The following is a 12650-nucleotide window of genomic DNA, read 5'->3' on the forward strand; positions in this document are numbered from 1 at the left end:
ACTCCTATGTTGGGAGCTGCCGCGGGGTGACGGCAGCGGTCGGACTCGCCCGCACCGGTTGCGGCCTTGCCGGGGGGTGCTGGACACGGCGGGGCGGGGTACGGCCGGTGGCGAGGGGGTGCCGCCCGCAGTCCCCGTCGCGCGCCGCGGTCACCCCTGGCAACCGAGACTCACCTAGGTCTAGACCATACTCATAGGCGTGTACTCGTCAAGGGAGTTGGACGGCACGGAAGGTGATGGGGTATCGGAAGCGGTGTCACGTTGCCGGACGGGTCATGACGATGCGGGTGATCTCCACCCGTGACTTCGCGCCCAGCTTGCGATAGGCGCGGGTGAGCGCCGCCTCGACCGTCTTCACACTCAGTGTCAGCCCCGCCGCGATCTCGCGGTTCGTCGCCCCCTGGGCCACCCGCGTCACCACACTCCGCTCCGTCGAGCTGAGCCGCTCCGGCCACGCGTCCCCGTCCAGCCGCGGCAGCGGCACCTCACCGCCCCGGTCCCGCTCCGCCCGCACCCCCGCCACCCGGGCCCGCGCCCCCGCGGCCGTGAACACGCGCAGCGCCTGGGCGTACGCCGCATGGGACGCGTCCTCCTCACCGAGGCGGCGGCGCACCCGGCCCAGCAGGACCCGGGTACGGGCCTCCTCCAGGACGTACCCGGCGGCCCGCAGCCGCGCCGCGGCGTCCTCGTACCCCGCGGCCGCCGCCTCCGGGCCGCCGCGCTCCTCCACGATCACCGCCGCCGCCCGGTCCAGCGTGGCCAGCACACCGGCGCGCCCCAGCCGGGCGGCCTGCCCGCGCGCCCGGTCCACGACCGACTCCGCCTCGTCCAGGGCACCGCTGCGGGCCAGCGCCTCCGCGAGGTCGGCGTGCCAGCGCCGGGTCGCGGGATCGCCCTGGCCCTGCCCGGTCTCCATCTCGGCCGTCCGGCGCAGCAGCCGCGCCGCGCTCGCGTACTGGCCGCCGAACAGCCTGATCCGGCCCTCCGCGTGCAGCGCCCTCGGCAGGAACAGCCGGTCGTCGTCGTCCTCGCTGTGCCGCCGCGCCGCCTCCGCCGCCGCGAGGGCCTGGCTCATGCTGCCGCCCGCGGTCTCGGCCAGCGCGACGGCGTACCACGCGGGCCCCTGGCTCAAACCGGCCCGCTCGGCGATCCGCAGGCTCTGCCGGGCCGTCGACAGGGCCTGGCGGCAGCGGCCGCGCTGGATCTCCAGCTGCGCGAGGCCGATCAGGCAGTGGCTCAGGCAGTCCGCCGAACCCCGCTGGCGCAGCGTGTACACGAGCGTCCGCAACTCCGCCCTGGCCTCGTCCAACTGGTCGTGCACCAGATGGAACCGGTGCTTGAGATAGATCGGCCCGTTGTGGTGGCTCATCGCGTACGCGTCGTGCGGGGCGGCCAGGGCGGCGGTGAGCGTGGACTCCGCCTCCGGCCGCCCGAGGAAGAGCTCCAGGGACGCCTGCTGGGTCAGCGCCAGCACCTCGGTACGCCGGTCGCCCGCCCGCGCGGCGAGTCCGGCGGCCCGCGCGGCGTGCTCGCGGGCCCGCGCCGCCGACCCGCCCACCATCCACGCGTGCCAGCTCATCCGGTAGTGCAGCGGCGCCAGCAGCCTGGGGTCGTCGCCCGCGTCCCGCACCGCCTCCGGGAACACGCCCGCTGTCTCCGACATCGCCTGGCCCGACGCGTCGACGACCACCGTCCAGGCACGCACCCGGTCCGCCGGCCGGTCAGTGTCGCCCAGCACCTCGTACGCCAGCTCCCGCGCGAAGTCGAAGTCGCCCGCGTCCAGCCCGTCCTCGGCGGCGGCCAGCCGGCGGGCGGTGCCGGTGTGCGCCCCGTCCGCCGGGGTGCAGCGGGCGGCGAGCCGCCCCAGCCTGGCCGCCGTGCCCGGCGCGCCCCGCCGCCTGGCCGACGCCGCCGCCTCGACCAGCCGGTCCGCGACCGCCGCGTCCGGGCCCGCCGTCAGCCGGGCCAGATGGTGGGCCCGCTCCACCGGGTCGTCGGACGCCCCGGCCAGCGCGCGGTGGGCGTCCATCCGCAACGCGTACGGGGCGCTCGCCTCCAGCACCATCGGCGTCAGCGGGTCGGCGAAGCGGAGCGCCCCGCGCTCCGGCGGGCACAGGAAGCCGTGCCGTACGCAGGTGTCGAGGTCGGCGGCCACCTGCCGGCAGCCCGCCCGGCGCAGCAGTTCGACGGTGGGGCGGGCGGCCGCGCCCGCGGTGAGCAGCAGATGGCGGGCGCGCGCCGGCAGGGCCTCCAGCCGGTCCAGCACGGGCCTGCTCAGCGCGTCGGGGACCGGCAGTGGCTCCGAGGAGTCGGGCAGCCGCGCTCCGCAGGCCACAGACTCCTGGAGCCCGGCGGCCAGTTCGAGAGCGGTACGGGGATTGCCGGACGCGGCCTCGTGCAGCCGGGCGACGAGCTGCCGGGGCCAGGAGGGGCCGCCGTGCACGCCGTGCGTGTGGAGCACGTCCGTGATCTCCCACACGGTCATGGCGGGCAGCGGCAGGGTGCGCACCGGCTGCGGGCACAGCTCACGGGCCGGGGAGGTGTCCGGGCGCCGGCCGGCCAGGGGCGAGGTGCGCAGCGTGGCGAGGACGGCGTGGCGCGGGTCGGAGCGCCGGGCGAGGAACTGGAGGGTGCGGGCGGTCGGTTCGTCCAGCCACTGCACGTCGTCGACGACCAGCAGCAGAGGTTCGGCGACGGCGAGGGCGGCCAGCACCTTGCGTACGGCCACGCGCAGCACCAGGGCGTCGCGGCCGGTGGCGGGGTCGGTGCCGGCCGGCGGGGTGCGGCGCAGCAGCGCGCCTTCGAGCACGGCGCGTTCATGGGCGCCCAGCCCGGCCAGCGCCTCGTCGTCCGCGGTGGCCAGCAGGTCGATCAGGCCGAGGAAGGGGCTGTCCCGGTCGGCCGGGGAGGGCGAGCAGCGCAGCACCCGGTGGCCGCGGCCGGCGAGGTCGTCGGCGATCCGCGCGGCGGCCGTGCTCCTGCCGATGCCCTCGGGGCCGGTGAGGAGGATGCTTCCGCCGCCCTCCAGATGGGCGCGGGCGGTGTCGCACAGCGCGGCCCGGCCCGCGGAGCGGGTGCCGGAGGTGTGTGCGGCGGCGGTGCGGGGGCCGGCGGTGGGTGCGCCGGCGGGGGAGCGGTCCATGGTCGAGCGGGTCATCCGGGGCCCTTCGCGCGCAGCCTGTACTCCCACTGCCCGTGCAGCGGGGGCCCGCCCATGCCGTGCCCGAGGGTAGGACCGCGAGGTGGCGAGGTCAACGGCGGGCCGGTGCGGAAAGGTTGACGGGCGGGGTGTGCGTGCCGGGAGCCACATGCGTTCCCGTACCCGGACCCTTCACACACACCGGTCACGGCGCGATGGTGCGTGCGCCGTGACCGGTGTTCCCGCGTCAGGGGGCGGGAAACCCCTCGGAACTCAGTCGCTCAGTGGTGACCGGTCCGGGTCAGCAGGTGCCCGACTCGGTCCAGACGGCCCAGGAGCCCGGCGCGCCCGGCTCGGCTCCGGTCGAGTACCACTGCGAGCTGTAGAGGTGGCCGTTGTAGGAGACCTGGTCGCCCGGCGCGTACGCCGTGGTGGAGTTCCAGGCCGGAACGTCGCCGCAGCCCTGGGGCGGGTTGCCGTCGCCGTTGACGGTCCAGGTGAAGGACGCCGTGCCCGTCGCGTTGTCGGTGTTCTTCGCGGTGACCGTCACGGACGAGGTGCCCTCGGTGGTCGGCGTGCCGGTGATGCGGCCGGTCGAGGAGTTGATCGACAGACCGGCGGGCAGGCCGTTCGCGCTGTAGGTGAGCGTCTCGCCGCCGGGGTCGCTCGCCTGGATCTGCAGGGAGACGGCGGTGCCCACGGCGCTCGTCTGGTTGCCGGGGTTGGTCACCGAGGGGGAGCCGGGCTGGCTGTCGCAGTTGCCGGGGACCGGGTCCGCGCCGGTGACGCTGACGGCCGCCCAGGCGGCGTCGACGGTGTTGTACTCGGTGCAGTGCGCGCCGTAGAGGTCGGCCGCGGCCTTCAGCGAGTCGATGCGTGCCTGGTGGTAGTTCTCACGGCTGTTGGCGTACGAGGCCAGCGCCTTGTACCAGATCTTGCCGGCCTTGTCGTTGCCCAGGCCGTTGATCGTGGAGTTGTTGCAGGTCGGGCTGTTGCCGTAGCCGTGGTTGCCGCTGCCGACGGCGGTGAGGAAGAACCAGTGGTTCAGCGGGCCCATCGAGTAGTGCGGGTCCAGGTTGCCGTTGTTGCTGTTCCAGCAGTCGGGCGAGGAACCGTCGAGCGAGGGCTGGTTCATCCAGCGCAGCGGCTGGTTGTTGCCGCTGATGTTGATCAGCTCGCCCATGGTGTAGTCGGGCTGGTCCACCGGGTTGTCGGCGTAGAACTCGACCAGCGTGCCGAAGATGTCGCTGGTGCCCTCGTTCATGCCGCCGGTCTCGCCGGTCTCGTCCCAGCCGGTCAGCGCGCCGCTCACGCCGTGCGCCATCTCGTGGCCCGCGACGTCGAGTTCGACCAGCGGGCGCTGGTTGCCCTGGCCGTCGCCGTACGTCATCTGGCTGCCGTCCCAGAAGGCGTTCACGTACGCGTTGCCGTAGTGGGTCCGCGAGGGCACGCCCCGGCCGTCACCGAAGATGCCGTTGCGGCCGTGGGCCGTCTTGAAGTAGTCGAACGTCATGGCCGCCCCGTAGTGGGCGTCGGCACCGGCCGACGCGGGGTCACTGGGGGAGCCGTTGCCGAAGGTGCCGGTGCTGCTCGTGAAGAGGGAGCCCTGGCCGCTGGTGGCGTGGTTCAGGTTGGTCGTGTACCCGTTGCCGTGCGAGGGGTCCTGGAGGGAGTAGCCGCCGCCGGACTGCGTGGCGTCGAGCGAGACCTGGCCGCTGTAGATCGAGCGGCCGGTGACCGCGGTGGCGGCCGCCGACTGCGTGGACGCGACGGAGGCGGAGGTGGCCGCGGCGGCCGGGGCGGTCCGGCCCTCGGGCGCGATGACGCTGACCTCGTCCCGCGTGGCCAGGACCTTGCCGGAGTTGGCGTCCACCAGGACGTGCAGCCGGCTCGGCGTCTGGTCCGCGCGCACCCCGCTGACCACGGTCTCCCAGACCAGCGCGGAGGCGTCGCCGTCCAGCCGGACGGCCAGATGCGGTGTGGAGACCGAGTCGGCCGGGCCCCCGAACTTCTTCTTGGACAGCTTCGCGGCGCGCGCGGCGCTCAGACCGGGCTCGGTGGACAGGGCGGGGGTCGTCACCCGGGCCGCGCTGGTCAGCGAGTCGAAGGTGCCGTCCTTCTTCAGCTGCACGATGACATCGCCGCCGTACGTCGGCAGGCCCTTGTACGTGCGGTCGAAGCGTACGGAGGCGGAGCCGTCGCGGTCGACGACCAGGTTGCGGACCTCGAAGGCGTCGGACGAACCGCGGAAGGCGGCCTTTCCGTGCGCCGAGAGGGCCTTCTTCGCGTCGGCCTCGACCTCGCGGCGGACCTCGGGCGACGGATTCGTCGTGTACGGGGCCGGGGCGAAGGCGTGGGGACCGGAGGCGGGCGCCGGGGCGGCGGGGGCGGGGGACGCGGGTGCGGCCGTGGCGCCGGGGAGCGCGATGGCCGAGGCACAGGCGCAGGCCACAGTGGCCGTCAGAAGCCTCGCGGCTCTTCGTATGTACATAGGAACGGGGGTGTCCTTTCACCTCGTACAGGCGGTATCCGGCCACCGCCCCGCGGGGTGGTGAGGGCGGCGGCACGACGTGCGGCGCGGTGGACCGGCGGCTTCGCCCCGGTGGGAGCGGTGCCGACGCACGAGTGTGTGGAGCCGCCCGGCGCGGCTGCCAGGCACCGGGCGAATGCCGAGGGGTTTCCCTATGCGGGCCCGGAACCGGGCAGTCCCCGTGCCCGCCGGCGACCGTCCGCACGCCGAAGGGGCGGCCTCCGGGTGTACCGGCGACCGCCCCTCGGGCGTTCGGCGCTGCTAGCGGCGGGAGGAGAGCCCGCGGTCGACGGCGGTCATCAGCTCGCCGTCCTCGGTGTCCCCGTCCAGCGACCAGAACATCGCGCCGCCGAGCCGGTGGTCACGGATGTACTTGGTCTTGGCGCGCAGGACCTGCGGGTCGTCGTACGTCCACAGCGTGGTGCCGTCGAACAGCCAGGCGCTGCCGTCGCGGACGTTGCGGTGCACCTTGTACGCGCCGGAGTCGGCCAGCTTCTTGAGGGCCTTGTAGTCCTCGGAGCCGGCACCCCAGGTGCCCTGGGCGGGGCCGGTCGCCGGCTGGTTCAGGCCGTCGCCGCCGCCGGTCACACCGGTCCAGCCCTGCCCGTAGAAGGGCATGCCCACGACCAGCTTGCGGGCGGGGGCGCCGCGCTTGAGCCAGTCGCGCACGGTCTGGTCGACGGAGAAGTCGCCCTTGCCCGCGTACAGGGCGGACTGCTGGGCCGTCGTCGCCTGGCCGGAGACGTGGAAGTCGTAGCCTTGCAGGTTCACGAAGTCGAAGTCCCGCATGATGCGCGGGATGTCGAAGCCGGCGTCGATCTTCTCGGGGGACGTGGGGACGAACGCCGAGAGGTCGTAGTGCTTGGGCTTCGCCTTGTGGTGCTTGCCCTTGTGGTGCTTGCCCTTGCGGTCCTTGGCCTTGGCCTCGCTCTTGGCGTAGGCGTCGAGCTGGACGCGGAACTCGTGGACCAGGGCGGTGAAGTTCCGCTTGTCCTCGGGGCGGTACACCGTGTCGGTGTCGCCGGCCGAGCCCGGCCACTCCCAGTCGATGTCGATCCCGTCGAAGAGTCCGGCCGCGGCGCCGTCGCCGCCGCGCGTCCCGTCCACCGGCAGGTTGCCCTTGATGTACAGGTCGATGCAGGAGGAGACGAGCGCCTTGCGCGACGCGGGGGTGCGGACCGCGTCGGAGAAGTGGGTGGACCAGCCCCAGCCGCCGAGCGAGATCATCACCTTGAGGCCGGGGTGCTTGGCCTTGAGCTCGCGCAGTTGGTTGAAGTTGCCCGCGAGCGCCTGGTCGTCGGTGTCGGCGACGCCGTCCACGGAGTTGGCGGCGTCGAGCGGGCGGACGTAGTCGGCCCAGGCGTCGGCCTCACCGGGGATGTTGCCCGTGAAGCACTTGCCCTCGGCGCTGACGTTGCCGAACGAGTAGTTGATGTGGCTGAGTTTGGCCGCCGTACCGCTGGTGTCCAGGTCCTTGACCTGGAAGTCGCGTCCGTAGACGCCCCATTGGGTGAAGTAGCCGATGCGCTTGTAGTCCTGCGCGGTGTCGTGGTGGCCGTGCTTGCCACCGTGCTTGCCGTGGCCGTTGCCATGTCCGTTGCCGTGCCCGGACGAGGCGTTGGCCGCGGGGGAGAGGGAGGCCGCGAGTGCGAAGGCGCAGGCGGCGATGGCGAGTGAAGACTGGGTTCTTCGACGCATGAGGCCAGAAGTTATTGGTCTGGACCAAACGCGGTCAAGGGTTTGGCAAAGGCGGTTTAAAGCCGTCCTGGCCGATCCGGTGCGGAACTATGCGCAGGCCCGCCCGATGTCATCACTTCGAGTGAAGTCATGGCCTGCGCTTGCGGTTCGGAACCCACGGTTGCGACGCTGTCGCAGTCCGTCAACCTTGGGGAGTGGCCTGTGGCTTTCGGTGAGCGGCCCGCCTATCTGCGCGTGGCGAGCGATCTGAGAGAGAAGATCGTCAGCGGCTTGCTGCCGCCGCACACGCGGCTGCCCTCGCAGGCGCGCATCCGCGAGGAGTACGGGGTCTCGGACACGGTCGCGCTGGAGGCGCGCAAGGTGCTGATGGCCGAGGGCCTGGTCGAGGGGCGCTCCGGTTCCGGCACGTATGTGCGCGAGCGGCCCGTCCCGCGCATGGTCGAGCGCTCCGGCTTCCGGCCCGACGCGGGCGCCGGACCGTTCCGGCAGGAGCAGGCGGCCGAAGGGGTGCGCGGGACCTGGGAGTCGCGGAGCGAGCAGGAGGACGCGAGCGCCGAGATCGCCGCGCGCCTCGGGATCGAGCCGGGCGACCGGGTGATGCGCACGCACTACGTGTTCCGGGAGGCCGGCGAGCCCGTGATGCTCTCCACCTCCTGGGAGCCCCTGGCGATCACGGGGCGCACCCCGGTGATGCTGCCGGAGGAGGGCCCGCTGGGCGGCTGCGGGGTGGTCGAGCGGATGGCCGCGATCGACGTCGTCGTGGACAACGTGGCCGAACAGGTCGGCGCGCGCCCGGGGCTGGCGGAGGAGCTCCTGGCGCTGGGCGGCGTACCGGGCCATGTGGTGATGGTGATCGAGCGGACGTTCCACGCCTCGGGGCGGCCCGTCGAGACCGCCGACGTGGTGGTGCCCGCCGATCGCTACCGGGTCGGCTACCGGCTGCCCGTGAGGTGAACCGGCCGGTCCGGGCCGCCTGATCGTCATGTCCTGAACCCGGCGACGCCTCGGGGGCGCATTCGCGAGAATGCGCCCCCGAGGCGTTGGTCTGTTCCTGGCCGGATCGGTACCTCTTTGTGTAAATCCGTATCCGCTGCGTGAAGGTCAGGCGTACGCTCAGGCATATGCGTACTGGGGTTTCCTGGAGTTCCGTGGGGGCGTGCACATTGTTCAGGGGAGGGGCGCGATGCTCGGGAGAAACGCGATGAGCAACGACAGCGGTGCCGTGCTTTCTTGGCTGGTGATACGGCAGGACGACAACGGCAACCGCTACCGCGTGGGCAGGTACGCCACGCAGGGCGAGGCCCAGCGGGCCGCCGACAAACTGCAGGACCGGGGGCACAAGCAGTTGTACTGGGTGGAGCGCATCGGCCAGACCGCCCGGCCGTAAGGTACTGCCGACACGGTCGCGGGCGGTGGAGGCGGAGCGATGGCGGTCCTGATCGACACGGTGGCATGGGTCCGCATCGAGGGCGGCCGGATTCTCTGCGCCCGGCCGCGGGGGAAGGACGTCTTCTACATTCCGGGCGGCAAGCGGGAGGGCGCCGAGAGCGACCTCGACACGCTCGTGCGCGAGATCCGGGAGGAGCTGACGGTCCGTATCGACACGGAGTCCGTCGCGCACGTGGGCACGTACGAGGCGGGCGGGCCCGGCCTGCCCGGGGACGCGGTGGTCCGTATGGCCTGCTACACCGCCGGTTTCACGGGCGAGCTGAGGGCCAGTAGCGAGATCGAGGACGTGGCGTGGTTCTCGTACGCCGACCGGGATCTGGTGCCGCCCGTCGACCAACTGCTTTTCGACGATCTCCGGGCGTGGGGCGACCTCGCCTGACCGTCGGCCCCGCTCGCGCCGGGGCCCCGTTACCCGATCCGCGCCCGGTGCGCGCCCCGGTCGGCGGCGGACACCGGCGGCGCACGGTTGCGGGCGGGGCGCCCGCGGTGCGGAGCGCGGCGCCGGGTGCGTGCGCCCCCGCCTCTCGGGGCACCCGTACGTGCGCACCGCCGTACACCCGTACGCCCCGCGTGTCGAGCCCGGCGGTGTCCGGTGACGAATTTCGGTTATGTGCTGGTTTGTCCCCCGTCAGCAGGACGTCACCGTTGCCGGCTCTTGGGAGTGATCGGCGTGACCGATACCGAAGGCGATTGTGCCGAGTGGAGCTTTCCGGCCGTCCCCGGTGCCGTACGCGCCGCCCGGCAGGCGGTCCGGGGCGCGCTGCGCGAGTGGGGCCTCGGCGGGGCCGTGGTCGACGAGGCGGTTCTGCTGGTCAGCGAGCTGGTGACCAACTCGATGCGCTACACACCGGGGCCCGTCGGAGTGCGTGTGACGCACCCCCGGACGGCCGGTGGCCGCGCCGCCGCCCTCCCCGGACTGGTGGTGGAAGTCTCCGATCCGCTTCCGGAAGCACCCACCGAACGTACGCCGGGACCCGACGACGAGAGCGGCCGGGGACTGCAGCTCGTGGCCCGTGCGGCACGCCGCTGGGGCACCCGGCGGGGAAAGAGCGGTAAGACGGTGTGGTTCGAGCTGGCTCTGCCTGGTTAGGAGTGAGGTTGGGACGCACAGCGATCACCGGAGGTCGGGAAGAACCTGGCTGAAAGGGACTGAGACCGTGCTGTGATCGTGAACGCCGTGCCGGACGGGGCCGTAGTGCTGAATACTGCGGGCATGACCGGTCCGGTGTGTGAGCTGGAGGGGACGGTCGCGTGAGCGAAATACCTGGGACAGCGGGCGACGTCGTGTGGCAGAGCAGTCCGCCCGGCTCGATCTACGACTACATCAGAGTCGCCTCCTTCTCGATCGGGCCGGACGGGCTGATCGAGAAGTGGAGCCGCCGGGCCGCCGGTCTCTTCGGCGTGGCCGCACGGGACGCCCTGGGCAAGGACCCGGTCGAGGTGTTCCTGCCGGGCGAGGTCCGCAGGGAGGGCCGGCGCAGGGTCGGCGAGGTGCTCGACGGCAAGGAGTGGACGGGCCTCGTTCCGTTCCGGATGCCCGGCAAGGGCGGGGCGCACGGCCTCGCCGAGATCTATGTGATGCCCAGTGAGACCGCCACCGGCGAGCGGGCGGCGGTCTGCATCGTCGTGGACGTCCGCGCCCTGCGCCGCATCGAGACGGATCTCGCCGCCTCGCAGGCGATTTTCGGCCAATCTCCCTTCGGTTTCGTGTTGTTCGGCACCGATCTCACGGTCGTCCGGGCCAACGAGCGCTTCGCCACCGTCTTCGGTGGCCGGGCCGACGACCACCGGGGCCGCACCGTCGCGGACTACCTCACCGGCACCGAGGCCGACCGCCTCACCGCCACCCTCGAACGGGTCCTGGAGACGGGCAACTCCGTCACCGACCTCCAGCTCGTCGGCACGGCCCCCGGCGACACCGAACGCCGCCACTGGTCGATGAACCTCTACCGGGTGCACAGCGGTTCGGGCCGCCCCATCGGCATCGCCGGACTCGCCACCGACGTGACGCGGCGTCACACCGCCGCCCGCGAGGCCGCCAGCGCCCGCCGCAACCTCGCCCTGCTCAACGAGGCCAGCGCCCGCATCGGCAACTCCCTGGACCTGGAGACCACCGCCCGCGAACTGCTCGACGTGGCCGTCCCGGTCTTCTGCGACCTGGCCTCCGTCGACCTCTACCAGGCCCTGCTCACCGGCGACGAGGCGGCGCCCGGCAGCTGGAACGCGCTGCCGCAGGACGCGGTCGGCGGCTCCGCCGAACTGCGCCGGGTCGCCTTCGCCAGCGCCGTGTCCGACGCCGTCCCCGCCCACCCCGGACCGCCGGGCGGGACCACCGGACCCCCCGTGCTCGGTGCCGTCCACCGCTACCCCTTCGGCTCGCCCTGCGCCATCGCCCTGCGCACCGGCCGCGCGGCGGACGTGCCGGGCGACGACCGGGGCTTCGTGCAGTCCACGCTCGCCGTGCCGATGGTCGCCCACGACACCGTGGTCGGCCTGGTGCGGTTCTCCCGCACGAAGGGCAGTGAGCCGTTCGACGACCGGGACCGGACGCTGGCCACCGAGCTGGCCGCCCGCGCCGCCGTCTGTATCGACAACGCCCGCCTCTACCGCCGCGAGCACGAACGCGCCCTGATCCTCCAGCGCAGCCTGCTGCCCCCCGGCGACCCGGAGGCCGCCGGGCTCGACATCGCCTGCCGCTACCTGCCGGGCAACACCGCCAACGAGGTCGGCGGCGACTGGTTCGACGTGATCGAGCTGCCCGGACACCGCACCGCCCTCGTCGTCGGCGACGTCATGGGGCGTGGCCTGCGTGCCGCCGTGGCCATGGGCGAACTGCGCACCGCCGTGCGCACCCTGGCCCTGCTCGACCTGGAGCCCGCCGAGGTGCTCTCCGCGCTCGACGAGGTCGCCCGCGGACTCGGCACCCCCGGCTCCGCCTCCTCAGCCGGCGGCGGGGGAGCCCAGTGGCCCGCCCGCGCCGCGCACAAGTCCCGCGAGGCGGACCTCTCCGAGGTGTACCTCGCGACCTGCGTCTACGCGGTCTACGACCCGGTCACCCGGCGCTGCACCTTCGCCAACGCGGGCCATCTGCCGCCGGTCGTGGTCGAGCCGGGCGAGGCCGCGCAGCTGCTCGACGTACCGCCCGGCATGCCCCTCGGCGTCGGCGGCGAACCCTTCGAGGAGGTCGAGGTCGAGCTGAAGGAGGGCGCTCTCCTCGGCCTCTACACCGACGGGCTCGTCGAATCGCGCGACCATCCGCTGGACGAGGGCCTCGCCGCGCTCCGCAAGGCGCTCGTCGCCCCCGACCAGCCGCTGGAGGACGTCTGCGACCGGGTCCTCGGCTCGCTGCACACCCGGCACGGCGAGGACGACATCGCCCTGCTGATGGCCCGCATCCAGGGCCTGCCCGCCGACGCCGTGGGCGACTGGCGGCTGCCCCGCGAACTGCGTTCGGTCGGCCGCGCCCGCGAACTGGCCCGCGACCAGCTGACCTCCTGGGGCCTGGACGAGCTGGTGGACACCACCGAGCTGCTGGTCAGCGAGCTGGTCACCAACGCCCTGCGCTACGGCGAGGGCGAGATCCGGCTCCGGCTGCTGCGCGACCGCACCCTGGTCTGCGAGGTCTGGGACGCCGGTCTCGTGCAGCCCCGCCGCCGGCGCGCCCGCGACACGGACGAGGGCGGCCGGGGCCTCCAGCTCGTCGGGCTGCTCAGCGCGGCCTGGGGGGCGCGGCGCACCCCGCGCGGCAAGACCGTGTGGTTCGAGCTGCCGCTGCCGGACGGCCGGCCGCCCGCCGAACGCTCGGTGGAGGAACTGCTCAGCATGTTCTGAGCC

8 protein-coding genes are annotated in these 12650 nt (G+C 73.2%); 5 read left to right on the forward strand and 3 right to left on the reverse strand.

What is annotated here, in order from left to right; genetic code table 11:
• Positions 1-256: 256 nt before the first annotated feature.
• From OG710_RS20145 to OG710_RS20155, 3 genes are all read right to left on the reverse strand, one after another.
• Complete coding sequence (locus OG710_RS20145) at positions 257-3157, reverse strand: AAA family ATPase (RefSeq protein ID WP_330240573.1); 2901 nt, start codon at positions 3155-3157, stop codon at positions 257-259.
• 283 nt (positions 3158-3440) lie between these two features.
• Positions 3441-5630, reverse strand: coding sequence for a M4 family metallopeptidase (locus tag OG710_RS20150; RefSeq protein ID WP_330240574.1), 2190 nt, complete (start codon positions 5628-5630; stop codon positions 3441-3443).
• Positions 5631-5930: 300 nt separating this feature from the next.
• Positions 5931-7367 (reverse strand): glycoside hydrolase family 18 protein, encoded by a 1437-nt coding sequence (locus tag OG710_RS20155; RefSeq protein ID WP_330240575.1) that lies wholly within the window; start codon positions 7365-7367, stop codon positions 5931-5933.
• Between the two features lie 201 nt (positions 7368-7568).
• On the opposite strand from OG710_RS20155, the gene OG710_RS20160 reads away from it, so the two are divergent.
• From OG710_RS20160 to OG710_RS20180, 5 genes are all read left to right on the forward strand, one after another.
• Entirely contained in the window at positions 7569-8321 is a 753-nt protein-coding gene (locus OG710_RS20160; protein WP_111337967.1) for a GntR family transcriptional regulator, read from the forward strand.
• Between the two features lie 247 nt (positions 8322-8568).
• Positions 8569-8754, forward strand: a complete 186-nt coding sequence (locus tag OG710_RS20165; RefSeq protein WP_443064275.1) for an SPOR domain-containing protein — start codon at positions 8569-8571, stop codon at positions 8752-8754.
• Positions 8755-8793: 39 nt separating this feature from the next.
• Positions 8794-9195 (forward strand): NUDIX hydrolase, encoded by a 402-nt coding sequence (locus OG710_RS20170; RefSeq protein ID WP_330240577.1) that lies wholly within the window; start codon positions 8794-8796, stop codon positions 9193-9195.
• A 282-nt stretch (positions 9196-9477) separates the two neighbouring features.
• Positions 9478-9906 (forward strand): ATP-binding protein, encoded by a 429-nt coding sequence (locus OG710_RS20175; RefSeq protein WP_330240578.1) that lies wholly within the window; start codon positions 9478-9480, stop codon positions 9904-9906.
• A gap of 194 nt (positions 9907-10100) precedes the next feature.
• Positions 10101-12647: a SpoIIE family protein phosphatase gene (locus OG710_RS20180; RefSeq protein ID WP_330242297.1), complete on the forward strand. Its 2547-nt coding sequence runs from the start codon at positions 10101-10103 to the stop codon at positions 12645-12647.
• Positions 12648-12650 lie beyond the last annotated feature (3 nt).

Origin of the sequence: Streptomyces sp. NBC_00525 (assembly GCF_036346595.1) — a bacterium.
GTDB lineage: Bacteria > Actinomycetota > Actinomycetes > Streptomycetales > Streptomycetaceae > Streptomyces.